Annotated in this window: 22 protein-coding genes and 3 pseudogenes; 8 read left to right on the plus strand and 17 right to left on the minus strand. The window is 70.7% G+C overall.

What is annotated here, in order from left to right:
• Positions 1–159 precede the first annotated feature (159 nt).
• Positions 160–852, minus strand: coding sequence for a metal-dependent transcriptional regulator (locus ACFYRY_RS21240; protein WP_362449456.1), 693 nt, complete (start codon positions 850–852; stop codon positions 160–162).
• 225 nt (positions 853–1,077) lie between these two features.
• Between ACFYRY_RS21240 and ACFYRY_RS21245 the strand changes: the two genes are divergently transcribed.
• Entirely contained in the window at positions 1,078–1,833 is a 756-nt protein-coding gene (locus ACFYRY_RS21245) for an SIS domain-containing protein (RefSeq protein WP_389147617.1), read from the plus strand.
• Between the two features lie 151 nt (positions 1,834–1,984).
• Here ACFYRY_RS21245 and ACFYRY_RS21250 read toward each other — a convergent pair whose 3' ends face one another.
• Together ACFYRY_RS21250 and ACFYRY_RS21255 are read right to left on the minus strand one after the other, a co-directional pair.
• Positions 1,985–3,409, minus strand: coding sequence for a PAS domain-containing protein (locus tag ACFYRY_RS21250; protein WP_389147620.1), 1,425 nt, complete (start codon positions 3,407–3,409; stop codon positions 1,985–1,987).
• A 175-nt stretch (positions 3,410–3,584) separates the two neighbouring features.
• Positions 3,585–4,025: a GNAT family N-acetyltransferase gene (locus ACFYRY_RS21255; protein ID WP_389147623.1), complete on the minus strand. Its 441-nt coding sequence runs from the start codon at positions 4,023–4,025 to the stop codon at positions 3,585–3,587.
• A gap of 208 nt (positions 4,026–4,233) precedes the next feature.
• Here ACFYRY_RS21255 and ACFYRY_RS21260 point away from each other — a divergent pair.
• Positions 4,234–4,451, plus strand: a pseudogene (locus ACFYRY_RS21260) (cytidine deaminase); the annotation flags it as partial.
• 620 nt (positions 4,452–5,071) lie between these two features.
• Positions 5,072–6,424 (plus strand): RNA-guided endonuclease IscB, encoded by a 1,353-nt coding sequence (gene iscB, locus ACFYRY_RS21265; protein WP_389148392.1) that lies wholly within the window; start codon positions 5,072–5,074, stop codon positions 6,422–6,424.
• A gap of 311 nt (positions 6,425–6,735) precedes the next feature.
• Here iscB and ACFYRY_RS21270 read toward each other — a convergent pair whose 3' ends face one another.
• Positions 6,736–7,845: a citrate synthase 2 gene (locus tag ACFYRY_RS21270; protein WP_389147626.1), complete on the minus strand. Its 1,110-nt coding sequence runs from the start codon at positions 7,843–7,845 to the stop codon at positions 6,736–6,738.
• Positions 7,846–8,069: 224 nt separating this feature from the next.
• On the opposite strand from ACFYRY_RS21270, the gene pdxH reads away from it, so the two are divergent.
• On the plus strand, positions 8,070–8,753 hold the full coding sequence (gene pdxH, locus ACFYRY_RS21275) for a pyridoxamine 5'-phosphate oxidase (RefSeq protein ID WP_389147629.1): 684 nt from the start codon (positions 8,070–8,072) through the stop codon (positions 8,751–8,753).
• Between the two features lie 37 nt (positions 8,754–8,790).
• Here pdxH and ACFYRY_RS21280 read toward each other — a convergent pair whose 3' ends face one another.
• The 9 genes from ACFYRY_RS21280 to ACFYRY_RS21320 form a co-directional block, all read right to left on the minus strand.
• Positions 8,791–9,399 carry a TetR/AcrR family transcriptional regulator gene (locus ACFYRY_RS21280; RefSeq protein ID WP_389147631.1) on the minus strand — a complete coding sequence of 203 codons (609 nt, stop codon included), beginning with the start codon at positions 9,397–9,399 and terminating at the stop codon, positions 8,791–8,793.
• A gap of 86 nt (positions 9,400–9,485) precedes the next feature.
• Positions 9,486–10,229: an enoyl-CoA hydratase family protein gene (locus ACFYRY_RS21285; RefSeq protein ID WP_389147633.1), complete on the minus strand. Its 744-nt coding sequence runs from the start codon at positions 10,227–10,229 to the stop codon at positions 9,486–9,488.
• A complete protein-coding gene (locus ACFYRY_RS21290; RefSeq protein ID WP_389147635.1) occupies positions 10,226–11,842 on the minus strand; it encodes a 4-coumarate--CoA ligase family protein in 1,617 nt (538 codons plus the stop codon). Before ACFYRY_RS21290 ends, ACFYRY_RS21285 begins: the two co-directional genes overlap by 4 nt.
• A 29-nt stretch (positions 11,843–11,871) precedes the next feature.
• Positions 11,872–13,011 carry an acyl-CoA dehydrogenase family protein gene (locus ACFYRY_RS21295; RefSeq protein WP_389147637.1) on the minus strand — a complete coding sequence of 380 codons (1,140 nt, stop codon included), beginning with the start codon at positions 13,009–13,011 and terminating at the stop codon, positions 11,872–11,874.
• A gap of 58 nt (positions 13,012–13,069) precedes the next feature.
• Positions 13,070–14,911: a biotin carboxylase N-terminal domain-containing protein gene (locus ACFYRY_RS21300; RefSeq protein ID WP_389147639.1), complete on the minus strand. Its 1,842-nt coding sequence runs from the start codon at positions 14,909–14,911 to the stop codon at positions 13,070–13,072.
• A 5-nt stretch (positions 14,912–14,916) separates the two neighbouring features.
• Entirely contained in the window at positions 14,917–16,557 is a 1,641-nt protein-coding gene (locus ACFYRY_RS21305; protein WP_389147641.1) for an acyl-CoA carboxylase subunit beta, read from the minus strand.
• Complete coding sequence (locus tag ACFYRY_RS21310) at positions 16,512–18,212, minus strand: acyclic terpene utilization AtuA family protein (protein ID WP_389147644.1); 1,701 nt, start codon at positions 18,210–18,212, stop codon at positions 16,512–16,514. The genes ACFYRY_RS21305 and ACFYRY_RS21310 overlap by 46 nt, the downstream gene beginning before the upstream one ends.
• Complete coding sequence (locus tag ACFYRY_RS21315; protein WP_389147646.1) at positions 18,209–19,003, minus strand: TIGR03084 family metal-binding protein; 795 nt, start codon at positions 19,001–19,003, stop codon at positions 18,209–18,211. The genes ACFYRY_RS21310 and ACFYRY_RS21315 overlap by 4 nt, the downstream gene beginning before the upstream one ends.
• A 121-nt stretch (positions 19,004–19,124) precedes the next feature.
• Positions 19,125–19,544 carry an ATP-binding protein gene (locus ACFYRY_RS21320; protein ID WP_389147649.1) on the minus strand — a complete coding sequence of 140 codons (420 nt, stop codon included), beginning with the start codon at positions 19,542–19,544 and terminating at the stop codon, positions 19,125–19,127.
• A gap of 224 nt (positions 19,545–19,768) precedes the next feature.
• Between ACFYRY_RS21320 and ACFYRY_RS21325 the strand changes: the two genes are divergently transcribed.
• Together ACFYRY_RS21325 and ACFYRY_RS21330 are read left to right on the plus strand one after the other, a co-directional pair.
• The gene (locus ACFYRY_RS21325) at positions 19,769–20,620 is read left to right on the plus strand and encodes a helix-turn-helix domain-containing protein (protein ID WP_389148395.1); all 852 of its coding nucleotides are present in this window, start codon (positions 19,769–19,771) and stop codon (positions 20,618–20,620) included.
• 7 nt (positions 20,621–20,627) lie between these two features.
• Entirely contained in the window at positions 20,628–20,822 is a 195-nt protein-coding gene (locus ACFYRY_RS21330) for a DUF397 domain-containing protein (protein WP_389147652.1), read from the plus strand.
• A 697-nt stretch (positions 20,823–21,519) separates the two neighbouring features.
• Here ACFYRY_RS21330 and ACFYRY_RS21335 read toward each other — a convergent pair.
• Together ACFYRY_RS21335 and ACFYRY_RS21340 are read right to left on the minus strand one after the other, a co-directional pair.
• Entirely contained in the window at positions 21,520–22,560 is a 1,041-nt protein-coding gene (locus ACFYRY_RS21335; RefSeq protein ID WP_389147655.1) for an NAD(P)-dependent alcohol dehydrogenase, read from the minus strand.
• A gap of 42 nt (positions 22,561–22,602) precedes the next feature.
• Positions 22,603–22,986 (minus strand): annotated as a pseudogene (locus ACFYRY_RS21340) (cupin domain-containing protein); the annotation flags it as partial.
• A 29-nt stretch (positions 22,987–23,015) separates the two neighbouring features.
• Here ACFYRY_RS21340 and ACFYRY_RS21345 point away from each other — a divergent pair.
• Positions 23,016–23,165: pseudogene (locus tag ACFYRY_RS21345) on the plus strand (transcriptional regulator); the annotation flags it as partial.
• Positions 23,166–23,213: 48 nt separating this feature from the next.
• Here ACFYRY_RS21345 and ACFYRY_RS21350 read toward each other — a convergent pair.
• Together ACFYRY_RS21350 and ACFYRY_RS21355 are read right to left on the minus strand one after the other, a co-directional pair.
• The gene (locus tag ACFYRY_RS21350; RefSeq protein ID WP_389147658.1) at positions 23,214–23,771 is read right to left on the minus strand and encodes an SRPBCC family protein; all 558 of its coding nucleotides are present in this window, start codon (positions 23,769–23,771) and stop codon (positions 23,214–23,216) included.
• Between the two features lie 102 nt (positions 23,772–23,873).
• Positions 23,874–24,506, minus strand: coding sequence for an isochorismatase family cysteine hydrolase (locus ACFYRY_RS21355; RefSeq protein ID WP_389147660.1), 633 nt, complete (start codon positions 24,504–24,506; stop codon positions 23,874–23,876).
• Positions 24,507–24,638: 132 nt separating this feature from the next.
• Here ACFYRY_RS21355 and ACFYRY_RS21360 point away from each other — a divergent pair, with 132 nt between their 5' ends.
• Positions 24,639–25,196, plus strand: coding sequence for a winged helix-turn-helix transcriptional regulator (locus tag ACFYRY_RS21360; RefSeq protein ID WP_389147663.1), 558 nt, complete (start codon positions 24,639–24,641; stop codon positions 25,194–25,196).
• Positions 25,197–25,298 lie beyond the last annotated feature (102 nt).

Here is a 25,298-nt window from a genome sequence, read left to right on the forward strand (position 1 = left end):
CTCACCGTCACCAGGAGTTGACGAACCCTGAGCGGAACGGGCCACTCCGCTCGGCCGACGTCTCGGGCCCTGGGCGACGGGCGCTGGGCATCGGGCGTCAGACGTCCGGCGTACGGCGTCCGCGCCGGGCATCCGGCGTCCGGCGCGTCGGCGTCCGGCTCAGCGCTTGGCGACGAACACGTGCGAGGCGACGTCCGACACCAGCTCGGCCGCCTCGCCCCCGCTGCCCACCAGCACCCCGCCCGCCGACTCCGTCACGCTCACCACCGAACCGGGCTGCACGCCCGCCCGACGCAGCGTGTACATCAGCTGCGCGTCCGTCTGGATCGGCTCGCCGATGCGGCGCACCACGACCGTCTTGCCCTCCAGGCCGGGATCGAGGTCCGCGAGCGACACCATCCCCTCGTCGAGGAAGGGGTCGGCGCCGTCCTTCTCGCCGAGTTCCTCCAGACCCGGGATCGGGTTGCCGTACGGCGACTCGGTGGGGTGCCGCAGCAGCTCGAGGACGCGCCGCTCGACGGCCTCGCTCATCACGTGCTCCCAGCGACACGCCTCCGCGTGCACCTGCTCCCACTCCAGGCCGATCACGTCGACCAGCAGGCACTCGGCGAGCCGGTGCTTGCGCATCACCCGGGTGGCCAGTCTGCGCCCCTCGTCGGTGAGCTCCAGATGGCGGTCGGTGGCGACGCCCACCAGGCCGTCACGCTCCATCCGCGCCACCGTCTGGCTGACCGTGGGCCCGCTCTGGTCGAGTCGCTCGGCGATCCGGGCGCGCATGGGGACCACACCTTCCTCCTCCAGCTCGAGGATGGTGCGGAGATACATCTCCGTGGTGTCGATCAGTCCGGACATACGTGCCCCTTGATGAGATCTGCCCGAAGCACGACAGCTTCGCGGCGCGTGCGCTGGCCCTGAACCCAATTCTGCCGGATACCACTGACAACCGTGCCGCGCCGTCGTAACCAAGGGGTGTCGAAGGGGGCCGCGCGGCCGTATTGACATCCCAGTGGTCCAGACCGCACGGTGATCCGCGGCACAGGCACCTCGACATCTCCCTGACGCTCCGAAGGGGCCCGCATGAGCGACGGCACGCTGTCCGGTCAGTTCCTCGACGCCGCGATCGACCTGCTGCGGCGGGTCCGGGACGAGGAGGCCTCGTCCGTCGAAGCGGCCGGGAACCTCCTCGCGGACACCGTGGCCTCGGGCGGACGCCTGTTCGCCTTCGGCGCCGGTCACTCCTCGCTCGCCGCGCAGGACGTCGTCTACCGCGCCGGCGGCCTCGCCCTGATGAACCTGCTGGCCGTCCCCGGTGTCGTCGGCGTGGACGTCATGCCGGCCACCCTCGGCTCCGCCCTGGAGCGCGTCGACGGCCTCGCGAGCGCCGCCCTGGAGTGCTCACCGCTCCGCGCCGGCGACGCCCTCGTGATCATCTCGCTCTCCGGCCGCAACGCCCTCCCGGTGGAGATGGCCATGGCCGCCCGTGCGCTGGGCGTGCGGGTCATCGGCGTGACGTCGGTGGCGTACGCCTCGCAGACGGGGTCCCGGCACTCCTCCGGCACGTATCTGAAGGACCACTGCGACGTCGTCCTGGACTCCAAGATCGCGGTCGGCGACGCGGAGCTCACCCTCGACACCGTCCCGGCCCCCTTCGCCCCGGCCTCCACGGTGGTCACCGCGGCCATCCTCCAGGCGGTCATGGCGACCGCCGCCGGCGCCCTGACCGACCGGGGCATCGAGCCGCCGCTGCTGCGCTCGGGGAACGTGGACGGCGGCCACGAGTGGAACCGGCGCGTGTTCGAGGAGTACGCGGAACGCATCTTCTACCGACGCTGACGAGGCCGCCGCCTGCCTGACGCCACTACCGGTAGTGCTGCCGCTACCGGTAGGGCCGTCGCTGCCGGTGGTGCTGCCGCTGCCGGTAGCGCCGCCGCTGCCAGCCGGTAATGCTGCCGCTGCCGGTAAGGCCCTCTCCCCTCCCGCCCCGCTACCCCTGCCCGTCCCCGTCTACGGCGCCCAGCACCTCGCCCAGATCCAGCGCACCCGCGATCCGCACGGCCACATCCTCCGCGTACACCGCGTCAGCCCGCTCGAACTGGCTCCGCCCGGCACTCCGCAGAAACGTCACGGCACCCAGCGTCCGGCCCCGGCTCCGCAGCACCGCGCACAGCGCGTGCACCGCGTCCTCCGGCCACTGCCGGGTCGACGCCCACTCCCGCACCTCCTCGGCCGGTATGGCCCCCGCGCTCGCCCGCACCGCCCCGATCCGCTCCACACACTGCAACGCCGGATGCCCCTCCGGGTACCGCACCGGCAACCCCGCCTGCCCGGTCAGCGGGCTCGGCCCCGGCGCGCCGGACGGCGTCGCGGCGACCCGTACCAACCGCAGCGGGCCGGTGGCCTCGCCATCGGCCACCGCACCGCCCGCCACCCGGTCGATCAACGCGTGGTCGGCGAAGCCCGCCAGCGCGAAATCGAGGTGGACGACGGCCGCCTCCCGGGGGTCCTCGCACTCGGCTGCCGCCCGCGCCGCCCGGTGCAGCTGGTTCGTGCGGAACCGCAGCAGCGACGCCTCCTGCTCGCCCTGTCTGGCCTCCGTGACGTCGTTGAAGAGCCAGCCCACCCCCAGCGGCACGGGCTCCTCCGCGAGCGGCGAGGCCAGCCGTACGAACCCGCACCGCCAGCAACGCCGCTTCTCGCCCTCCGGGGTCCGCACGCTCACCCAGATCTCGGCGGGCGCCGGCGGGGCGCCCTCGGCCAGCACATGGGCGAGCGCGCTCTCCAGCTCCTCCACGCCCTGCACGAGCAGATCACCCAGCGGCCGCCCCAGCGCGGACGTACGCCCGACACCCAGCGCCCGGGCCGCGTGCGCGTTGACCACGGCCGGCCGCAGATCGACGTCGACGAGCACGACACCCCAGGAAGCGTCCTCGAACAGGGCCTCACTCAGGGCGATCGAACGCTCCAGGTCGATCTGCGTGTGCACCTCGCTGAACGCGCAGTACACCCCGGCCGGTTTCCCGTCCGGCCCCCGCACCGCCGCCGACTGCGTCCGTACGAGCACCCGGCCGCCGTCCTTGGTCAGCAGGGCGAACTCGTGCACCTGACGGCCCGGCGCGTGCATGGCGGACAGCAGCCGCCCCTCGACCTCCTCGGCGTCGGCGCTGCGCACCGCCCACCCGGCGAACCCGTGCCGCCCCACGGCCTCCTCCGCGCTCCAGCCGAGGATCCGCTCCGCCTCCCGGTTCCAGTGAGTCACCACCCCGTCCGCGTCGAAGGCACACAGGGCCGCGTCCATCCCGTCGAGAAGCGCGGCCAGCAGATCCGAGCCGTCCGAACCCTCCGGACCGTCCCGCTCGGGCTCGTCCGGCCCGATCTCGTCGGTGGTCCCACTACGCCGGGAAGCACTCACCTCGACCCCCTGCAGGCTGCCGCGTCCACGTGCACCGCACGCGGGTTCGCTCACTAACAATCATTCAACTCGAACGTGACGCAGCACACACCGGGTTCCCACAAGATTGAAGGAATCGTTGTACGCGAGCCACCCGCCCATGTCCGCGCCGACGCCGACCCCAGCAGTCGAACACCTACTGAAGTCGCAGGTCAACCCAGAGATCACCGTCATCCTCCAGCACATACCGCTCGATCTCCACGAAACCGCGGGCCGAGGCGAACCGCAGCCCCTCCACATTCGCGGCCAGCACACACGTCTCGATCACCCGGGCACCCAGCCCGCGCGCGTGCGCGAGACCCCACTCGTACAGCGCCGCCCCGAACCCGCGCTCGCGGAACCCGGGCAGCACCCGCGCGATCACCGTCGCCACGGCCTCCTCCCCGGCGGGCGGCCGGACCGTCGAGCAGCCCACCAGCACGTCCCCCAGGTACGCGTTCTCCAGCCGGTTGCGCCCACTCCGCTCCCGCACCTCCTCCAGATCCAGCGCGGCGGGCGGCACGATCACGTTGTGCACATGCCGCCACTGCTCCAGCATGACGTCGCCCACGACGGCCTCGGTACGCAACTCGGACATCGGCTGCCCCACCTCTCGCGTTTCGCGCGTACACCTCGATCTCGATCCGCATACGAGGGATCCGCGAGCCCACCACATCACCATGGTCGCCCCCGCCGGACACAGCTCCCCGAACGCCCGCCGCCAACACCGGCCAGCACGGCTCGAACCGTATCGAGGCCCAGTTCACCGCCCTGCGCTACTTCACCTCGACGGCATCGACCACGCCGACACGATCGTCGCCGTGGGCGACCGCGACCGGGGGTCGTTTCTCTTTGTGGACGGTGTCGCCAGGTCCTCGTCGACTACTTCCCGGCACTGAAGGTCATCGTCGGGGCAGGCGACCGCCTCCGGACCGTCTCCATCACCGACCTGCTTCCCGAAAGCTACATCTGGGCCGACCACCAACTCGACACTGAGCAAACCGAACCACTCAGCGCGAGCTGACAGCGCTGGAAATAGACAGGGCGAACGTTGCCTGATGCGGCACCGGGTGACCAGCCGACGGTCTCCACCGCTCACAAGGCGACGCCTAGCAGCATTGTCGGCTACATGTTCTACGGATCAGCGATCTTCGCACAGACGTGGGCTATCCATGGATCAGGCCTCCATACCGCTGCTTCATCCATAGCTTTGTATGCACACCGAAGAGAGGAGGTCACTCGCTCCACCAGCCCAAAGCTGGTCCTGTCTCTCGTAGAGAGTCAGGCCGAGTGACCAGCCCAAGTCATCGCGATCCGCAAGATCAGGGAGGTGCCCCGATGACTACGTTCCCCGCAGGCGAGCAGACCCACCAGGCTGTGCTTCCTCAGCAGCCCGCTCTGGAACCCGTGAGAGCAGACACCCCTGGGAGCAGGGACGAAACGGCTCACGGACACCTCGCCACCGCGCGAGGCACCGGCCGGGAACATGGGCGAGGGGAGACCGACGGGCACAGCACCGAAACCCGTCGGCGTCACGCCAAGAACGCTGCCACGGCAGCGAAGGCGGCAGAGAACGCGAGCGGTGACGCTCCCCCACACAAACCGGCCTACACAGGCGGCATCGGCGCGAACAGGGTCTTCGTACTGTCCAAGGACGGAACGCCCCTCATGCCCTGCCACCCCGCCCGTGCCCGCGAACTCCTGAGCAAAGGGCGAGCCGTGGTCGCCCGGCAGATGCCTTTCACCATCCGGCTCAAAGACCGCACCCGCGCCGAATCCGAAGTCGACGGCGTGCAATTACGCGTCGACCCCGGCTCCCAAGGCACCGGCCTCTCCCTCACAGACGAGAAGAAGGAAATCGATCAGCAGGGAGTCGTCGTCACCGTGAGACGCGGACTCGTCGCCGTCGAACTCCAGCACCGCGGCAACCAGATCCACAAGGCCATGCAACAACGCGCCGGATACCGACACCGACGCCGGTCCGCCAACCTCCGCCACCGCGCACCCCGCTTCCACAACCGCCCCCGCCGCACAGGTTGGCTACCGCCGTCCCTCCGCCACCGGGTCGACACGACCTTCTCCCAGGCAGCGCGACTCTGCCGCTACGCACCCGTCACCGAGATCCACGTCGAACACGTCGCCTTCGACACCCACGCCATGAGCGCCGGCAGACCCCTGACCGCAATCGAGTACCAGCAAGGCACCCTCGCCGGAACCGAAACCCGCGCCTACCTCCACGCCCAGTGGAACAGCGCCTGCGCCTACTGCGACGCCAGCGGCATCCCCCTCAACATCGACCACGTCAGGCCCCGCAGTCGAGGAGGCTCGAACCGCATCTCCAACCTCGTCCTGGCCTGCGTCCCCTGCAACCAGGCCAAGGGCAACACATCCGTCGAGGCCTTCCTCACTCACCGGCCCGAGCGTCTCGCGAAGATCCTCCAGCGACTCTCCACGCCACTCCGCGACGCCGCCACCATGAACGCGACCCGGTGGCAGCTCGTGGAGGCACTGAGCGATCTCGGCAACCCCGTACACACCTGGTCGGGCGGCCGTACCAAGTGGAACCGCGACGCCATGGGCCTGGAGAAGACACACACCCTGGACGCGCTGTCGGTCGGACGGCTGGATCACGAGAGCGGCGACGCCATTGTGCGGCTGCCGGGCCAGGTGCTCGTCGTCAAAGCCACCGGACGCGGGTCCTATGCCCGCACCACTCCGGACCGATTCGGGTTCCCTCGGCTTCGGCGGGCTCGCGCCAAGCAGCACTTCGGGTACGTCACGGGGGATCTCGTCCGGGCCACCGTGCCGACCGGCAAGTGGGCAGGCACGTGGACCGGGCGCATCTCTGTCCGCGCCAGAGGACAGCACAGCCTGCACACCTCGGCAGGCCGGATCAACGTGTCCCACACGAATCTGCGGCTTCTGCAACGAGGCGATGGATACGGGTACAGCAGCCGGTCAGAACCAGCGCGGTCAACATCCCGGAAAATCGGTTGATCCGTGTCCGACGGCTTCCTAGGGTGTGTCTCACGCCGAAAGGAGGTGATCGGGTACATGTATGAAACCCGGACGCGCGAGGTGGCTGCGGGCTAGCGGCCCGTCACCACATTCAGTGCGGTGCCGGACCAGTGCGTGCGAGACACGTGCAGCCGGCCCAATCTCAAGCAGTCACCCGACCCGCGAGCTCGCCGGTACGTCCGGCCGGCTTCTCCGCCGCCAGGCGGAGGGACCCGAGCTCGCGGGTCGTCTGCGTGTACGGGCCCAGGCCTGGTGTACGGGCCCAGGCCTGCCCTGCGGCGGACCATGCCCTAACGAGTGACCGCCGTGGTGTCGTCGTAGCCCTCGATCTCCCGTGGGTCGCGGGTGCCGGGGCCGGTGTAGCGGGCGGAGGGGCGGACCAGGCGGCCGGTGCGTTTCTGTTCCAGGATGTGGGCGGACCAGCCTGCCGTGCGGGCGCAGGTGAACATCGAGGTGAACATGTGGGCCGGGACCTCGGCGAAGTCGAGGACGATGGCGGCCCAGAACTCGACGTTGGTGGCGAGGACGCGGTCGGGGCGGCGGGCGTGGAGTTCGGCGAGGGCGGCCTTCTCCAGGGCTTCGGCGATCTCGAAGCGGGGGGCGCCTAGTTCGCGGGCGGTGCGGCGCAGGACGCGGGCGCGGGGGTCTTCGGCGCGGTAGACGCGGTGGCCGAAGCCCATCAGGCGTTCGCCGTTGTCGAGGGCCTGCTTGACGTAGGCCTCGGCGTCGCCGGTGCGTTCGATCTCCTCGATCATGCCGAGGACGCGGGAGGGGGCTCCGCCGTGCAGGGGGCCGGACATGGCTCCGACGGCGCCGGAGAGCGCGGCGGCCACGTCGGCGCCGGTGGAGGCGATGACACGGGCGGTGAAGGTGGACGCGTTCATGCCGTGTTCGGCTGCGGAGGTCCAGTAGGCGTCCACCGCGGCCACGTGCTTGGGGTCGGGCTCGCCGCGCCAGCGGATCATGAAGCGTTCGACGACGGACTGTGCCTTGTCGATCTCGCGCTGCGGGACCATGGGCAGGCCCTGGCCGCGGGCCGACTGGGCGACGTAGGAGAGGGCCATGACGGCGGCGCGGGCCAGGTCCGCGCGGGCCTGGTCGGCGTCGATGTCGAGGAGGGGCTTGAGGCCCCAGACCGGGGCGAGCATGGCCAGGGCGGACTGGACGTCGACGCGGATGTCGCCGGAGTGGACGGGGATCGGGAACGGTTCGGCGGGCGGCAGGCCGGGGTTGAAGGCGCCGTCGACGAGCAGGCCCCAGACGTTGCCGAAGGAGACGTGGCCGACCAGGTCCTCGATGTCGACCCCCCGGTATCGCAGGGCGCCGCCTTCCTTGTCGGGTTCGGCGATCTCCGTTTCGAACGCGACGACTCCCTCGAGTCCGGGTACGAAGTCGGACATCAGGCGGCTCCTCGAGATGTGTACGACTGGTGGCGCCGGTGGATCCACGGTCCCGTGCGGGGACTCGCGGTCCTGGGCGGTCACCCCGGTGGTGCCCGTCCGGCCGACGTTCGCCCCACCGGAATGGCTTCTGCACCATATCGCTGAGTGCCACCTTTGGGGAGAGTTCGCGGCACTCAGTGCCACCTCCGGTGTGGTGGTCCCGGGTGCGGCAGGATGACGATGTGACCGACGCAGACACCGTCTTCCCCGGCCCTGACCACTTCCACCCCGCCTCGATGCGCCAGCAGTACCGGGCGGAGGGGTTCGGCGAGTCCGATCTGGCCGCCACCCCGGTGGAACAGTTCGCGCGCTGGTTCCGGCAGGCGGCGACGGAGGGCCGGCTGTTCGAACCGAACGCCATGGTCGTGTCCACGGCGGACGCGGAGGGCCGGCCCAGTTCCCGGACGGTGCTGTTGAAGGCCTTCGACGAGCAGGGCTTCGTCTTCTACACCAACTACGACTCCCGCAAGGCCCGCGACCTGGCGGTGAACCCGCACGTGGCGCTGCTGTTCCCGTGGCATCCGATGGCCCGCCAGGTGATCGTGACGGGCGTCGCGCGGCGCACCGGCCGGGAGGAGACCGCCGCGTACTTCCGTTCCCGCCCGCACGGCTCCCAGCTGGGCGCCTGGGCGAGCGCGCAGTCCACGGTGGTCGCGGACCGGGCCGGGCTGGACGCGCACTACGCGGAGCTGGAGGCCCGGTATCCGGAGGGCACGCCGGTGCCGGTGCCGCCGCACTGGGGCGGTTTCCGGGTGACGCCGCAGGCGGTGGAGTTCTGGCAGGGCCGCGAGAACCGGCTGCACGACCGGTTGCGGTATGTGGCGGAGACGGACGGGAACTGGCGGGTGGAGCGGCTGAGTCCCTGAGCACCGGCGACGACAACGCCCCGACCCGGTGGAACGGTCAGCTCAGTGACTCCCTCAGCAGTCCCGCCCACTGCGTGACGACGCGCTCCCGGCGGCCGGTGTCGTCGGTGAGGAGGTTCGCGAGGCCGAGGCCCCGGGCCATGTCCAGCAGGCCCTGCACGGTCTCGCGGACGCCGGGGCGGGACTCGTCGGCGCCGAGGAGTTCGACGGCCGTCCGGTGCGTCTCGCGGCCGACGCGGGCCTCCAACTCCGTTACTCGCGGCCGTAGTTGTTCCTCGTTGGAGGCGGCGACCCACAGATGGAGGGCGGCCCGGAAGAGCGGGCCGGTGTAGAGGTCGACCAGGGCGGACACGACCGCCCGGTGGTCGCCCGCCGCCCCCCGTGGGAAGAGGGCGCGCAGGGCGGTGGAGCGTTCCTCGGCGACGTACTCGACCGCCGCCGTGAAGAGGTCCTCGCGGGTGGGGAAGTGGTGTTGTGCAGCACCGCGGGAGACACCGGCGCGTTCGGCGACGACGGTGACCGTGGACCCGGCCCAGCCGCGTTCGGCGAGACAGGCCACGGCGGCTTCCAGGAGCCGCTGCCGGGTGACGCGGCTGCGGTCCTGCTTGGGGACGCGCTCTCCGGGTGCGTGCTCGGCCGTGCTCACCGAGTCCGCGCTCCCGGAACCCGCGCTCCCGGAACCCGCGATCCCAGAACCCGCGATCCCGGAACCCGGGCTTCCAGAACCCGTGCTCACAGCACCCATGGTGGATCCCGTCGTTCGAGGAAGGCTGTCATGCCCTCGCGGGCGTCGGCGGCAGCGAAGAGGCGGGAGGAGAGCCGGGTCAGCCGGCCCGCGTCCTCGTCGTAGGCCTCCAGCACCTTAGCCGTGAGCAGCCGTTTCGTCTCCGCGAGGGCGTGCGGGGCGGCCCGGCGCAGTCCGTCGAGGACGGGGGCGAGGGCGTCGTCGGCGTCCTGCTGTCCGCTGGTCGCCGTGAGAAGGCCGACGCGGGCCGCCTCGGTCGCGCCGAAGGTCTCGCCGGTGAGGAAGTAGCGGGCGGCGGCGCGGCGCTCGAGGCGGTGCAGGAGGGGGAGGCTGATGAGGGCGGGGGCGACTCCGATGCGGACCTCGGTGAAGGCGAAGGTGGACGTGTCGGAGCCGATCGCGAGGTCGCAGGCGCCGATCAGTCCGAGGCCGCCGGCCCGTGCGTGTCCGGTGACCCTGGCCACGACGGGCTTGGGCAGGGCGACGATCCGCCGCAGCAGGGCGGCGAGGGCCTCGGGGTCGGGCGGGTCGCGCAGGTCGGCGCCCGCGCTGAAGGTGGTGCCGGTGTGGGTGAGGACGATGGCGCGTACGGCGTCGTCCTCGCCGACCTGCTCCAGGGCGTCGGCGAGTTCGCCCACGAGGGCGGCCGAGAGGGCGTTGCGGCGGTGCGGTGCGTCCAGGGTGAGGGTGGTGATGCCGCGTTCGTGGGTGGCGGCGACCAGGGTCGTCATGTGCGCTCCCTGAGTCGGCGGCGCAGGATCTTGCCGGAGGCGGCCCGGGGCACCTCGTCGATGAAGGTGACCTGGCGGACGCGCTTGTACGGGGCGACGCGTTCGGCGACGTACATCATGACCTCGCCTTCGGACAGGTCGGTGGCGGTGGGCCGGCGGACCACGTAGGCGTGCGGGACCTCGTTGCCGTCCTCGTTGGGGACGCCGATGACGGCGGCGTCGGCGATACCGGGGTGGGTGAGCAGGAGTGCCTCCAGTTCGGCGGGGGCCACCTGGAAGCCCTTGTACTTGATGAGTTCCTTGACCCGGTCGACGACGAAGAGCCAGCCGTCGGCGTCGACATGGCCGACGTCGCCGGTGTGCAGCCAGCCGTCGGCGTCGATCATGGCGGCGGTGGCGTCGGGTCGGCCCAGGTAGCCCTTCATGACCTGAGGTCCGCGGATGAGGATCTCGCCGGACTCACCGACGCCGAGGTCGTTGCCGGGGTCGTTGGCAGGGTCGCCGTCGGGGCCGTTGTCAGGGCCGTTGTCGGTGCCGTCGAGGGAGACGATCCGCATCTCGGTGCCGGGGATGAGCTTGCCGACGGTGCCGGGGGGTGCCTCGCGCACGGCGTTCAGGGGGACGGCGTGGGTGCCCGGGGACAGTTCCGTCATGCCGTAGGCCTGGCCGACCGGGGGCAGGCCGAGGCGCTGTGAGCAGGCGGCGGCGAGCCGGGCGTCCAGGGGTGCGGCGGCGCTGACGATGTACGTCAGGGACGACAGGTCGTACCGCGCGACCAGCGGGTGCTTGGCGAGGGCCAGGACGATCGGCGGGGCGACGTACAGGCCGGTGATGCGGTGGTTCTGGATGGCCGCGAGGAAGGTCTCCAGGTCGAAGCGGGGCAGGACGACGACGGTGGCGCCCACCCGCAGCGGCGCGTTCATGAGGGCGGTGAGGCCGTAGACGTGGAAGAACGGCAGTACGGCGAGGAGGCGGTCGCCGGGGCCCGCCGGGATGACCGGTTCGAGCTGGGCGAGGTTGGTGGCGATCTGGCGGTGCGTGAGCATCACGCCCTTGGGGATGCCGGTGGTGCCCGAGGAGTACGGGAGGACGGCCACGTCCTGCACGGGGTCGACGGCGATCTCGGGTTCGGGGGCCGCCGACGCCAGCATGTCGATGAGCGACCGGTGCCCGGGCGCACTGTCGCAGACGAAGATCTCCTGGACGCCGCCCGCCAGGTCCGCCGCCTTGCGTGCCGTCTCCAGCAGCGGCGACACCGTGATGATCCAGCGGGCGGCGGAGTCGGCGAGCTGCTTGGCGAACTCCTCAGGCGTGGCGAGCGGGTGCACGGTCGTGACCAGGGCGCCCGCGCGGGTGGCGGCGTAGAACGCGGTCGGGAAGACGATCGTGTTGGGGCTGTGCAGGGCGAGGACGTCACCCTTGCGGACTCCGGCCTCGGCGAGTGCGGCGGCGACCCGGCGGTGGAAGCGGTCGAGCTGGTCGTAGGTGAGAGTGGTGCCGTCGGTGCCGTCGATCAGGGCGGGGGTGTCGCCGAACTCGGCCGCGCGGCCCAGCACCGCCTCGTGGATGGGCAGTTCTACGGGCGGCACGTCTGCGTACTCGCTGCGGAACATGGTTCCTCCTCGCGCGGCGCGGCGCCTGGTCAGTACGACTTGGGCAGGCCGAGGGTCTGGTGGGAGACGTAGTTGAGAATCATCTCCCGGCTCACCGGAGCGATACGAGCCACCCGCGAGGCCGTTATCAAGCGGGCGAGCCCGAACTCGCGGGTGAGGCCGTTGCCGCCGAGGGTGTGCACGGCCTGGTCGACCGCCTTCACACAGGCCTCCCCCGCCGCGTACTTCGCCATGTTGGCGGCCTCCCCGGCAGCCGTGTCGTCGCCGGCGTCGTAGAGGTGGGCCGCTTTCTGCATCATCAGGCGGGCGAGTTCCAGGTCGATGTGCGCCTGCGCCAGCGGGTGGGCGATGGCCTGGTGGGCGCCGATCGGGGTGTCCCAGACGGTGCGGTCGCGGGCGTAGCTGACCGCTTGGGCGAGGGCGTGGCGGCCCATGCCGATCGCGAACGCGGCCGTCATGACGCGTTCGGGGTTGAGGCCGGCGAAGAGTTGCAGCAGGCCCGCGTCCTCGTCGCCGACCAGGGCGTCGGCGGGCAGGCGCACGTCGTCGAGGGTCAGCTCGAACTGCTTCTCGGCGGCGGAGAGTTCCATGTCCAGCTGTCGTCGCTCGAAGCCGGGTGTGTCACGCGGGACAATGAACAGGCAGGGCTTGAGCGTGCCCTTACGGGCGTCTTCGGTGCGGCCGACTATCAGGGTGGCGTCCGCCAGGTCGACGCCGGAGATGAAGACCTTGCGTCCGGTGAGGAGCCAGTCCCCGGTGTCGGGGTCGCGGCGGGCGGTGGTGGTGATGCGGTGGCTGTTGGAGCCGGCGTCGGGTTCGGTGATGCCGAAGGCCATGGTGCGGGTGCCGTCGGCGAGGCCGGGGAGCCACTGCTGTTTCTGGTCGTCGGTGCCGAAGCGGGCGATCACCGTGCCGCAGATCGCCGGGGACACGATCATCATGAGGAGGGGGCAGCCTGCGGCGCCCAACTCTTCCAGGACGATGGAGAGTTCGGCTATTCCGCCGCCGCCTCCTCCGTACGCCTCGGGGAGGTTGACGCCGAGGTAGCCGAGTTTGCCGGCCTCTGACCAGAGGGCTTCTCGGTCGTGACCGCGGCCGTGGCGGTTGCCGAGGGCGGCTACGGCTGCCCGGAGGGCCTTGTGTTCGTCGGGTTCTATGACGGGGCTCATGGGCTGGATCCTTCGTCTGCGGGCTTCGTTGTGGCTGGTCGCGCAGTTCCCCGCGCCCCTAGGTGGGCTGTACTACCGCCAGCAGAGAGCCGACCGATATCTGTTGGCCGGGTGCCACGTGCAGGGCGCTGAGCGTGCCCGTGACCGGTGCGGTGATCTTGTGTTCCATCTTCATCGCCTCCAGCCACAGCAGGGGCTGGCCGGCCTCCACCGACGATCCGGGCTCCAGGCCCTCCGCCACGCGCACCACGGTTCCCGGCATGGGGGCCACCAGGGAGCCGGGGGCCAGCTGGGTCGTCGGGTCGGGGAAGCGGGGGAGGGACCTGAGCGCGGTGGTGTTCACGTACAGCTCGTCGCCGTATCGCGTCACCTCGAACTTCCTTCGTACGCCGTCCACTTCGAGGACGACCAGACGCGCGTCGGCGTGCACGACCCGGACCCCGTCCGCCGCCGGGCCCGTCCGGGTGTGGCGGTAGTGGACCTCGGTCTCCTCCCCCGCCATGACGTAGCGCTTGACCTGCGGCTGGGAGGGGACGTTGCGCCAGCCGCCGAAGCGGGAGCGGCCGTGGGCGTCGGCGAGGGCCGCAGCCAGGGGGGCGTACGGGTCGGGTGCGGGCTTGGTGAGGTCGGTGAGGTGGCGGTCGTAGAAGCCGGTGTTCATGCGGGCGGCGGTGAACTCCGGGTGCCGTAGCGACCGTACGAGGAGGTCCCGGTTGGTGAGCGGACCGTGGAGTGCCGCCCTGTCCAGGGCTGACGCCAGCTTGCGGACCGCCTCGGCGCGGGTGGGCGCGTGGGCGACGACCTTGGCGAGCATGGCGTCGTAGTGGACGCCGACGCGGTCGCCGTCGCCGTAGCCGGTGTCGAGGCGGACGCCGTCCGGGACGGCGAGGCGGTGCAGGGTGCCGCTCTGGGGGGTCCAGTCGGTCGCCGGGTCCTCGGCGTAGAGGCGGGCCTCCACGGCGTGGCCGGACGGGAGCGGCGGGTCGGCCTCCAGTGCGGCGCCCTCGGCGACGCGGATCTGCTGGGCTACCAGGTCGAGGCCGAAGATCTCTTCCGTGACCGGGTGTTCGACCTGGAGGCGGGTGTTCATCTCCAGGAAGTGGGCCCTGCCGTCGGCGACCAGGAACTCGACGGTGCCGGCGCCGACGTAGTCCACCGCGCGGGCGGCGCGCACGGCCAGCTCGTGCAGGTCCCGGGTGAGTTCCTCGGGGAGTCCGGGTGCCGGGGCCTCCTCGATGACCTTCTGGTGGCGGCGCTGGAGGGAGCAGTCGCGGGTGCCCAGGGGCCAGACGGTGCCGTGCGTGTCGGCGAGGATCTGCACCTCGACGTGCCGGCCGCCCTCCATATACGGCTCGATGAACACCTCGCCGTCGCCGAAGGCGTTCGCGGCTTCGGCGCGCGCGCCCTCCAGCGCGGCGTCCAGCTCCTCCAGCCGGCGCACGATCCGCATCCCGCGCCCGCCGCCGCCCGCGGCCGCCTTCACCAGCACGGGCAGGTCGGCCTCGGTGACCTCGCCGAGCGGCGGGATCCCCATCAGCTCCTTGGCGCGCGTCTTGGACGCCATCGCCTCGATCGCCTCCGGGGGCGGGCCGATCCAGACAAGGCCCGCGTCGAGGACGGCGCGGGCGAAGTCGGCGTTCTCGGAGAGGAAGCCGTAGCCGGGGTGCACGGCGTCCGCGCCCGCGGTGACGGCCGCCCGCACGATCAGGTCGCCGCGCAGGTAGGTGTCGGCGGGCGCCGCGCCCGGCAGCCGTACCGTCGCGTCGGCCGCGCGGGTGTGGAGCGCGTCGTGGTCCGGGTCCGAGTGCACGGCGACCGTTCTGATGCCGAGGTCGCGGCAGGTGCGGAAGACGCGGCAGGCGATCTCGCCGCGGTTGGCGACCAGGAGTGTCGTGATCATGGGCCTCACATCCGGAAGACGCCGAAGCCGCCGCGGGCGCCCTCGTAGGGAGCGGTGTGGATCGCGGACAGGCACAGGCCGAGGACGGTGCGGGTGTCGCGGGGGTCGATGACGCCGTCGTCGTAGAGCCGTCCGGACAGGAACATCGGCAGCGACTCGGACTCGATCTGCTGCTCCACCATGGCGCGCAGGGCGGCGTCCGCGTCCTCGTCGTAGGGCCGGCCCTTGGCGGTCGCCGACTGGCGGGCGACGATCGACAGCACGCCCGCGAGCTGTTGCGGGCCCATGACGGCCGACTTGGCGCTGGGCCAGGCGAAGAGGAAACGGGGGTCGTAGGCGCGGCCGCACATGCCGTAGTGGCCGGCGCCGTAGGACGCGCCCAGGAGGACGGAGAGGTGGGGGACGCGGGAGTTGGAGACCGCGTTGATCATCATCGCGCCGTGCTTGATGATGCCGCCCTGCTCGTACTCCTTGCCGACCATGTAGCCGGTGGTGTTGTGCAGGAACAGCAGCGGGATGTCGCGCTGGTTGGCGAGCTGGATGAACTGGGCGGCCTTCTGGGACTCCTCGCTGAACAGGACGCCCTGGGCGTTGGCGAGGATGCCGACCGGGTAGCCGTGCAGGGTGGCCCAGCCGGTGGTGAGGCTGGTCCCGTACAGCGGCTTGAACTCGTCGAAGTCGGAGGCATCGACGATCCGTGCGACGACCTCGCGGGGGTCGAAGGGGGTGCGCAGGTCACCCGGGACGATGCCGAGCAGTTCCTCCTCGTCGTACTTGGGGGGCGCGGCCGGGCCAGGATCGCCGTACGCCTTGCGGTGGTTGAGGCGGGCGATCACGCGCCGCGCCTGTCGCAGGGCGTCCGGCTCGTCGGTGGCGAAGTGGTCCGCGAGGCCCGACACGCGGGCGTGCATCTCGGCGCCGCCCAGCGACTCGTCGTCGCTCTCCTCGCCGGTGGCCATCTTCACCAGCGGCGGGCCGCCGAGGAACACCTTCGCCCGCTCCTTGACCATGATCACGTGGTCGGACATGCCGGGGATGTACGCGCCGCCCGCGGTCGAGTTCCCGAAGACGACGGCGACGGTGGGGATGCCGGCCGCCGACAACCGCGTCAGGTCCCGGAAGACGGCGCCCCCGGGGATGAAGATCTCCTTCTGGGAGGGCAGGTCGGCGCCGCCGGACTCCACCAGGCTGATGCAGGGCAGCCGGTTGGCGAGCGCGATGTCGTTGGCGCGCAGGGCCTTCTTCAGCGACCACGGGTTGCTCGCGCCGCCGCGCACGGTCGGGTCGTTCGCGGTGATCAGGCACTCCACGCCCTCGACGACCCCGATGCCGGTGACGAGCGAGGCGCCCACCGTGTACTCGCTGCCCCAGGCGGCCAGCGGCGACAGCTCCAGGAAGGGTGTGTCCGGGTCGAGGAGCAGTTCGATGCGCTCGCGGGCGAGCAGCTTGCCGCGTTCCCGGTGCCTGGCCACGTACTTCTCGCCGCCGCCCGCGAGGGCCTTGGCGTGTTCGGCGTCGAGGTCGGTGAGCTTGGCGAGCATGGCGTCGCGGGCCGCCCGGTACTCGGAACCGCCGGTGTCCAGGCCGGAGTTGATGACGGTCACAGCAGGGCCTCCGGGATGTCCAGGTGGCGGGAGCGCAGCCATTCGCCCAGGGCCTTGGCCTGGGGGTCGAAACGGTGCTGGGCGGCGACGCCCTCGCCGAGGATGCCCTCGACGACGAAGTTGAGGGCGCGGAGTTCGGGCAGCGGGTGCCGGGTGACGCGCAGACCCGCCGTCTCCGGCAGCAGGTCGCGCAGGACGTCGACGGTGAGCGTGTGGGCGAGCCAGCGCCAGGCGTCCTCCGTCCGGGCCCACACCCCCACGTTGGCGTTCGGGCCCTTGTCGCCGCTGCGGGCGCCGACGACCAGGCCGAGGGGGGCGCGGCGGGTGGGTCCGGGCGGCAGAGGTCGTGGTGGGGCGGGTTCCGGTACGTCGTCGAGTACGAGGGTGTCGTCGAGTACGAGGGTGTCGTGGGCCGGGGCCACAGGGATCCGGCGCCCGTCATCGAGGACCGCCACATGGTCGACGGCACCATGGGGGACGTACACATCCTCGAAGACCCCATAGGGCGCGCCCTTTCCAGGTGGCGCCAGCACATGGAAGCCGGGGTAGCTGGCCAGCGCCAGCTCCACCGCCGCCCCGCTGAGCACCCTCCCGACGACGTTCTGGTCCGGGTCCCGGACGACGAGCCGCAGCAGGGCGCTCGCGGTCTCCTCGGTGGCGGCGTCCGGCCGGTCGGTGCGCACGAGGTCCCAACGGACCTCTCGGGGCGGGGACTTGGCCATCGCGTCGGCCATCTGCCCACGCACGAGCGCGGCCTTGGCCTCGACGTCGAGCCCGGTGAGCACGAAGGTGACCTCGTTGCGGAAGCCGCCGAGACGGTTGAGGCCGACCTTGAGGGTGGACGGCGGAGCCTCTCCGCGTACGCCCTCGATCCGTACCCGGTCGGGGCCGTCCTGGGTGAGCCGTACGGTGTCGAGGCGGGCGGTGACGTCGGGGCCGGCGTACCGGGCGCCCGCGGTCTCGTAGAGGAGCTGCGCGGTGACCGTGCCGACGTCGACGAAGCCGCCGGTGCCGGGGTGCTTGGTGATGACGGCGGTGCCGTCCTGGTGGATCTCGGCGAGCGGGAAGCCGGGGTGGCGGACATCGCGGCCGCCCTCCGCGAAGAACGCGTAGTTGCCGCCGGTGGCCTGCGTCCCGCACTCCAGCACGTGCCCGGCGACGACGGCCCCCGCCAGCCGGTCGTACTCCCCCGGCCCCCACCCGAAGTGCGCGGCGGCGGGCCCGGTGACCAGCGCCGCGTCCGTCACGCGCCCGGTCACGACCACGTCCGCGCCTTCCCGCAGACAGGCCGCGATGCCGAAGCCACCGAGGTAGGCGTGGGCGGCGAGGCTGCCGGGGTGGGTGGCGGTGAGGTCGTCGCCCTCGACGTGGGCGACACGGACGGGAATGCCCAGTCGTTCGGCCAACTGCCGTACGGCGTCGGCGAGTCCGGCCGGGTTGAGACCGCCGGCGTTGCTGACGATCTTCACCCCGCGCTCGTGCGCGAGGCCCAGGCCCTCCTCCAGTTGGCGGAGGAAGCTGCGGGCATACCCGGCGCCGGGGTCCTTGAGCCGGTCCCGCCCCAGGATCAGCATGGTCAGCTCGGCGAGGTAGTCGCCGGTCAGGACGTCCAGCTCACCGCCGGTGAGCATCTCGCGCATCGCGTCGAAACGGTCACCGTAGAAGCCGGAGGCGTTGCCTATGCGCAGCACCGTCACGGCGTGCCCCCCTTCGGCGGACGCCCGGTGCCCGGCGGGCCCGCGAAGGCCTGGGCGATGTCCAGCCAGCGGTCGGCGTCCGGGCCCTCCGCGTGCAGGGCGAGGTCGGCGCGGTGGGCGCGCTGGGTGACCAGGAGACAGAAGTCGAGGGCGGGGCCGGTGACGCGTTGGACGGCGCCTTCCGGACCGTAGGACCACAAGTCGCCGCCGGGGCCGATGAGTTCGACGCGGAACTCGTCGGCCGGCGGGGACAGTTCATGTGCGCCGAAGGCGAAGTCCCGGGCGCGTACGCCGATGCGGACGACGTGTCGGAGGCGGTCGGTGGGAGTACGGGTGACTCCCAGCGCGTCGGCGACGTCCTGGCCGTGGGCCCAGGTCTCCATCAGGCGGCCGGTGGCCATGGAGGCGGCGGACATCGGCGGCCCGTACCAGGGGAAGCGGGCGCCGGGCGGGGCCTGGCGCATGGCCCGGTCGAGCGCTGCCCGCCCCTCCCGCCACCGGGACAGGAGCTCGGCGGCCGGGAGCCGCGCCCCCTCCTCCGCACCCTCGTCCACGAACGCCCCGGGCGCGGCGAGCGCCTTCTCGACCAGCGGCTGGAACGCGTCCGCGTCGGTGACCGCCAGCAGTGCGGAGTGGTCAGTCCAGGCGAGGTGGGCGATCTGGTGGGCTATGGTCCAGCGGGGGGCGGGGGTGGCCAGCGCCCACTGCTCCGGACTCAACTCGGCTACAAGCTGGTCGAGTTCGGCGCTTTCGGCATACAGGTCGTCGAACACGGGGGTCGGGTCGGCCATGGGGGGAGCATGGCAGCGGGGTCAAAAACAAGCAAGCATGCTTGCATTAATTGTTGGCCGATCTCTGCTCGACGCTCGATCGCGGCTCCCCCATCGGGTCGGGATACGGGGGCCTGGCCGCTCAGGCGGCCGCAAGCTCGCACCACACGTACTTGCCCCGACTGCCGTTGCGGGCCTGCGGCTGCCACCCCCACAGATCGGCACACGCTCTGACCAGGGCGAGCCCCCGCCCACCCTCCCCTTCTCCGGGTTGTTCGAACGAGCCCGGCGGCTCGGGCGGCTCCGGGTCCGCGTCCCACGCCCCGATACGCAGAACGCCGGCCGACCAGCGCACGCGCAGTGCGGCGGGCCCCTTGGTGTGGCGTACGGCGTTCGAGACCAACTCCGTCGCGAGCAGTTCGGCGACGTCGGTGAGACGGATCAGTCCGTGCACGGTGAGGATCAGACGGAGGGTGCGGCGACTGATGGTGACGGCTCGGGGATCGTTCGGGATGGAGAGGGAGTACTCCCAGGGTTCGCCTTCGTTTTCACCTTCGGGCATGCGGCAACTCCGCTCAAGTGGTGGGGGTGGCGGTCGGCGGGCGGTGGCATTGCCGCAGCCGTCATGGCAGGACGGGGCGGTGCGCTTCCGGGGTCCCGGGGTTCCGCAGGGTGCGCGTCGCGTCACTGACGGTAGGGGCCAATTTTGGTCCCGCGCAAGTCGTTGCCGTAATCTGCCGCACGAACGAGTTGCCGCTGCACGACAGTTGCGTCAGGGAGGAAGCCATGCCACGCAGGCAACAGGCCACTGCACGCCAGGAGCGCCTGGGCGCCGAGCTGCGGAAACTACGTGAGGCTGCAGGGCTCAGGGGACGCGAGGCTGCCGCACTGCTGGGGACGGACTCCGCCCAGGTGAGCCAGATCGAGGCCGGCCTCGCGGGCGTCAGCGAGGCACGCCTACGCAGGATCGCGGCTCACTACGCCTGCACGGATCTTGAGTTGATCGACGCTCTGGCGACCATGGCGGCCGATCGGACGCATGGCTGGTGGGAAGAGTACCGAGGCCTCCTCCCCACGTCGTTCCTGGACCTGTCGGAGCTGGAGCACTACGCCTCCTACCGATGGGACGTGGAATTTCTGCATGTTCCCGGGCTCCTCCAGACGGAGGAGTACGCGCGGGCTCTCTTCTCGTCCCGGGTTCCCGAACTTCCGAATGAAGACATGGAGTTGCGCGTCCAGCACCGCATGCAGCGGCGCAGCATCATCGAGAAGGAGCCGCCGGTCCCGTACGAAGCGTTGATCCACGAGGCGGCATTGCGCATGAGGGTCGGCGGGCGCGCCGCCTCGCGAACTCAGCTCGGCCGCGTACTGGAGCACTCGGAGCAGGACCACATCACCGTGCGCGTCATCCCCTTCGAGCTGGAGAACTTCGCCGACCTCGGCTCCGCCATGGTGTACGCGGGCGGCACCGTCTCGAAGCTGGACACCGTCGTCCGCGATGGACCTCATGGCACGGTCTTCATCGACTCCGAGGCACAACTGACCGTATTCCGAACGCATTTCCGTAGAGTGGAGGCGGTGTCACTCAATGCAGAGCGATCCCGTGACTTCATCCACAGGCTGTCGAAGGAAGTGTGAGGCACCCATGGCCACCCCCGACCACTGGCGCAAGTCGTCCTACTCCGGCGGCGGCGACGGCAACGCATGCGTGGAGATCGCCAACCGACGCACCCACATAGCCATCCGCGACTCAAAAACCCCGACCACACCACCCCTCTCCATCCCGGCCGCGGCCTTCGTCACCTTCATCGACGCCCTGAAGGCCGACCCTCACCGCTGATGTGAGGTCGCCTCGTGCATGTGAAACCAAGCGAACCGGCACCGCTGACATGGATGGAGAATTTCGCCCTGTGCGTGCTCCGTGAGGTGGCACCGGAAGAGGCGTCCGCTTTCGAGCCGGATATCGCGGGACATGTGCGTGGCGCCCGCCGAAGGCTGCGGAACGGCGGCAGGAAACGTCGTCGGGACATTCCCAACTCGATCGGGCTCGAACTGACCGACGCGCTGGCGGCGACCGTCATCTACATCTGCGTGAAGGTGGGCGATGCTTTCGCGGCGGGCGCCACGAGGCCGGTCTCCGATGCCACGGAACGGACCGTTTCCCGTCTGATCCGCCGCGCCGCTCGGCGGCCTGGGCCGGCGGTCGAATCGGCCCGAAGACGGTCAGCAGCGCGAGAACGACGGCCAGGGCACGACCGACCGTCCGTCCGCTCGCGCGGCACGCTCGGGGTCACGGGGGGGGGCTCACACGGCTCCAATCGAACAGGGGCGAGAAGACGGAGTCAGCAGCGGCGTCTGGGCACCGCGGAACTCGACAGCTTTCAACGCAAGCGCGTTGGGCGGCGGTCAGGAGTTTTTGTGGAGGGGGTGTACCGGCAGTGCTTGCCTGGCACCGTGCGCACCTGCGCAGGATGCCCGTGCCTGGCGGTGCCAAGGCCGAGAGGGTGTGCGGCCCTCTCGGCGGACACGTCCGCAGGTCAGGCGATGGTGCCGGTGTCGATGACGAAGCGGTAGCGGACGTCGGAGGCCAGGACGCGTTCGTAGGCTTCGTTGACCCGGTCGGCGGAGATCACCTCGACCTCGGCGCCGATGCCGTGCTCGGCGCAGAAGTCGAGCATCTCCTGGGTCAGGGCGATGCCACCGAACATCGACCCGGTGAGAATGCGCCGCGGGCTGCCCAGCAGGATTCCGCCTACGCTCAGCGGCCCCGGGGCAATGCCGACGTTCACCATGGCGCCGTCGAGGGCCAGCAGGCCGAGGTAGGCGTTGGTGTCGATGTCGGCGCTGACGGTGTTGACGATGAGGTCGAACCGGCCGGCGAGCTGGGTGAAGGTGTCCGGGTCGGAGGTGGCGTGGTAGTGGTCGGCGCCGAGCCGCAGACCGTCGTCCTGCTTCTTCAGCGACTGCGACAGCACGGTGACCTCGGCGCCCATGGCGTGGGCGATCTTGACCGCGATGTGGCCGAGGCCGCCGAGGCCGACGACCGCGACCTTCTTGCCGGGGCCCGCGCCCCACCGGCGCAGCGGGGCGTAGGTGGTGATGCCCGCGCACAGCAGCGGCGCGGCGGCGGCTGCATCGAGGCTGTCGGGGACGGACAGGACGTAGTCGGCGTCCACGACGACGTGGGTGGAGTAGCCGCCCTGTGTGGTGGTGCCATCACGGTCGGCGCCGGCGTAGGTGAGGACCGCGCCGTTTATGCAGTACTGCTCGTCGCCGCCTCGGCAGTGGGCGCACTCGCCGCAGGAGTTGACCATGCAGCCGACGCCGACGCGGTCGCCGGCCTGGTACTTGGTGACGTCGGCACCGACCTCGGCGACGACGCCGACGATCTCGTGGCCGGGGACGACGGGGAAGGGCTGGGGGCCCCAGTCGCCGTTGACGGTGTGGATGTCGGAGTGGCAGATACCGGCGTACTGGATCGCGATGAGGACGTCGTTCGGGCCGACGTCACGGCGTTCGATGGTGGTGGGGGTCAGGGGCTCGCCGGCGGCGGGGGCGGCGTAGGCGTTGACGCGCATGCGCAGATGTTCCTCGTTCAGGGGGCTGGTTCGGGTCAGGTGTCAGTCGGTGGCCGGGGAAGCGGCGTATTCCTCGTCGGTGACGGGGGTCAGCCAGTGCACGACGTCGTGGTCGGCGTCGCTTTCGTTGATGGCCAGGTGGACCATCAGCCGGTTCGGCGCGGCGCCGTGCCAGTGCTCCTCGTCAGCCTCGAACAGCACCCGGTCACCGGGTCGGATGACCTCGATCGGTCCGCCCCGGCGCTGGCACAGACCGATTCCTTCGGTGACGAAGACGGTCTGGCTGAGCGGGTGGCGGTGCCTGTGGGTGCGCGCGCCGGGCGTGAAGTGCACCAGGGCGGTGCTGACCCGGGACGGCTCGGGCGCTGCGGCGACGGCGTCGATGTAGACGTCTCCGGAGAACCAGTCGGCGGGACCCTTGACGGTGCGAGTTCCTCACGTCGCGGCGAGCGAAGATCACCCCGGAGCAGGCCGGCCTGCCTGCCGGTTCTCGACGGCGTGTGTCCGGGCTGATGAGCGTGGAGTACTACGCGAAGCTTGAGCGCGGCAACCTCGCCGGCGTCTCCCCGGCCGTCCTGGAAGCCGTCGCCCGCGCCCAGCAGCTGGCGCTGGGCGCGGGCGACGGCGCAGCAGTGGCCGCCGAGACGGAGAGATCAGCTCACGGCCGACTTGGCCAGTGCCTTGCGTGCCAAGCTGGCCGCGTAGAGCGGAGTCTCGCGCTGGTTGTGGGCGTGGGTCGAGGCCTGCTGTTGCGCGGCGGCGTCGTCAAAGCTCACGCCACCCTGAGCGAGAAGGTCCAGGAAGCCTTGGGTGGGGTGGACGGTCACGGTGTTGGTCAGACGGCAGGTTTTGTCATCGATCGGCTCCACCCGCAGGTCCCACGTGACCTGGGCTTTGGTCCAGACGCCCGCTGTCTGCGCATCGGTCAGCGACACCATGCGGCAGTGGTGCGGCTCGTGCACCTCGGCCACGTAGTGCTGGATGATGAGGCTGCCGCCGACGTTCTCCACGCAGATGACCATCGGGCGCCCGTCATCCGTGGTCGTCCGGCCCGCAGCGATGTGCTCGCCCGGCGCGCAACGCTGGTACTCCGCGTCGGGCAGGTTCAGCACCCAGTCAGCGATGTCGACCGCCTCGATCGGCGCGTCGACCTTAGCCGTCACCTCTGACGCGGTCATCTGCAGGGTGTGTACCACCTGGTCGTTCGACAAGATCTGATCCTTTCTCAGTGCAACGCACCGCATGAGCAGTGAGTCACCTATGCATTTGCAATCGAGAGATATCGCCCCCGTTGGGCGATTCTGTGGTGAGCGTCAGACGTGTGCGCCCTTGAAGGCGGTGACGAGCTCGTCGGTGCTCAGGATGGCGTGGGCGTACGTCGGACCGTTCAGCTCGTGGGCCGCGTGCAGCAATTCCCGGCTGAACGCGGCGGTCGCTCCGCGTACCAGGGTCACGTGGTAGCCCAGCTCCATGGCGAAGCGGCTGGTCGACTCGATGCAGGAGTTGGCCAGCATGCCGACGGTCACCACGTGGGTGATGCCGTGCTTCTTGAGCTGGAAGTCGAGATCGGTGTTGGCGAACCCGCTCTGCGCCCAGTGCTCGTGGATCACTACATCGTTCGCCTGGGGAACGAAGTCCGGGTGCCAGTCGCCGCCCCAGGCTCCGTCTTCGAACACCAGGTTCTCCTTGGCGGCGGCCTGGTCCCGGGTGAGGTAGTTCCAGTTCGCGTAGTTGCCCTCGCGCCCGCGACGGTGCGGGACGACGAAGACCTGGATGCCGGCCGCACGCGCGGCGGCCACCACCGCGCGCAGGTTGTCGAGCAGGCCGACCTCCTTGGCGACCTCTTCGACCAGAGGCCAAACCTTGCCCCCTTCGGAGAGGAAGTCGTTGTACGGGTCCACCAGGAGCAGCCCCGTGTGCGCCGGGTCGTACTGCGTATCGGTCATGAGTGGTGCCTCCAGAAGCGCCGAGGAGTCCACGCCTTGCCACATGGACGCTCTCTCGGCTCACCCAGAGAGTAACTCAAAAAAACATAGCTACCAACTCTGTTTTTCATAGACACTCGTTCGATCTCTGCGATGATGGGGGCGGAACGAGTTCACGAGGAGGACGTCGGTATGGCTGGCTGGTCAGAGATCACGAGCACGCAGTGCCCCGTCGCGCGGTCGAGCGCGGTGATCGGGGACCGCTGGACGCTCGTGATCATGCGGGAGCTGGCAATGGGCAACCGCCGCTTCGACACATTGCAGGTCCAGACCCTGACTTCGCCGCAGATGCTGACCAACCGCCTCAAGCGGCTGGAGGCCGACGGCATGCTCGAACGCCGTGCGTACAGCGAGAGGCCCCGCCGCTACGAGTACCACCTCACCGACAAGGGCGAAGCCTTCGCCTCGGTGCTGCTCGCCCTGCGGGCATGGGGCGAGACATGGTGCAAGGAGCCCGGGGAAGAGGTCGCCGTCCACCACATTCACAAGACATGCGGTCGCGAGGTGGGTCTGAGCGGCACCGTGTGTGAAGGGTGCGGCGAACCCTTCACCATGAACGAAGTGACGGCTGAACTCAGCACGGCCTTCGCACAGGAACGCGAGGCCAGGAGCGCAGCCGCCAGACGGGACGCCGAGGCCCGCCGAACCTGACCTGCCCCCTCGGGGTCACGACGGCCGCGGAGCCGTCAGCCATGCGGGAGCCCGTCTGCCGACGGCACACGCCTGCGTGTCACGCTTCGGGGGCCTCGGGTG

The organism is Streptomyces sp. NPDC005263, from assembly GCF_042872365.1.
Classification (GTDB): domain Bacteria; phylum Actinomycetota; class Actinomycetes; order Streptomycetales; family Streptomycetaceae; genus Streptomyces.

What these genes read in the sequence shown, in the direction of transcription:
- ACFYRY_RS21240 (WP_362449456.1), bottom strand. Translation starts at nt 852, where the DNA reads ATGTCCGGACTGATCGACACCACGGAGATGTATCTCCGCACCATCCTC.
- ACFYRY_RS21245 (WP_389147617.1), top strand. Translation starts at nt 1,078, where the DNA reads ATGAGCGACGGCACGCTGTCCGGTCAGTTCCTCGACGCCGCGATCGAC.
- ACFYRY_RS21255 (WP_389147623.1), bottom strand. Translation starts at nt 4,025, where the DNA reads ATGTCCGAGTTGCGTACCGAGGCCGTCGTGGGCGACGTCATGCTGGAG.
- ACFYRY_RS21270 (WP_389147626.1), bottom strand. Translation starts at nt 7,845, where the DNA reads ATGTCCGACTTCGTACCCGGACTCGAGGGAGTCGTCGCGTTCGAAACG.
- ACFYRY_RS21285 (WP_389147633.1), bottom strand. Translation starts at nt 10,229, where the DNA reads ATGACGACCCTGGTCGCCGCCACCCACGAACGCGGCATCACCACCCTC.
- ACFYRY_RS21290 (WP_389147635.1), bottom strand. Translation starts at nt 11,842, where the DNA reads ATGTTCCGCAGCGAGTACGCAGACGTGCCGCCCGTAGAACTGCCCATC.
- ACFYRY_RS21295 (WP_389147637.1), bottom strand. Translation starts at nt 13,011, where the DNA reads ATGAGCCCCGTCATAGAACCCGACGAACACAAGGCCCTCCGGGCAGCC.
- ACFYRY_RS21300 (WP_389147639.1), bottom strand. Translation starts at nt 14,911, where the DNA reads ATGATCACGACACTCCTGGTCGCCAACCGCGGCGAGATCGCCTGCCGC.
- ACFYRY_RS21305 (WP_389147641.1), bottom strand. Translation starts at nt 16,557, where the DNA reads ATGGCTGCGCTCCCGCCACCTGGACATCCCGGAGGCCCTGCTGTGACC.
- ACFYRY_RS21315 (WP_389147646.1), bottom strand. Translation starts at nt 19,003, where the DNA reads ATGGCCGACCCGACCCCCGTGTTCGACGACCTGTATGCCGAAAGCGCC.
- ACFYRY_RS21320 (WP_389147649.1), bottom strand. Translation starts at nt 19,544, where the DNA reads ATGCCCGAAGGTGAAAACGAAGGCGAACCCTGGGAGTACTCCCTCTCC.
- ACFYRY_RS21325 (WP_389148395.1), top strand. Translation starts at nt 19,769, where the DNA reads ATGCCACGCAGGCAACAGGCCACTGCACGCCAGGAGCGCCTGGGCGCC.
- ACFYRY_RS21330 (WP_389147652.1), top strand. Translation starts at nt 20,628, where the DNA reads ATGGCCACCCCCGACCACTGGCGCAAGTCGTCCTACTCCGGCGGCGGC.
- ACFYRY_RS21335 (WP_389147655.1), bottom strand. Translation starts at nt 22,560, where the DNA reads ATGCGCGTCAACGCCTACGCCGCCCCCGCCGCCGGCGAGCCCCTGACC.
- ACFYRY_RS21355 (WP_389147660.1), bottom strand. Translation starts at nt 24,506, where the DNA reads ATGACCGATACGCAGTACGACCCGGCGCACACGGGGCTGCTCCTGGTG.
- ACFYRY_RS21360 (WP_389147663.1), top strand. Translation starts at nt 24,639, where the DNA reads ATGATGGGGGCGGAACGAGTTCACGAGGAGGACGTCGGTATGGCTGGC.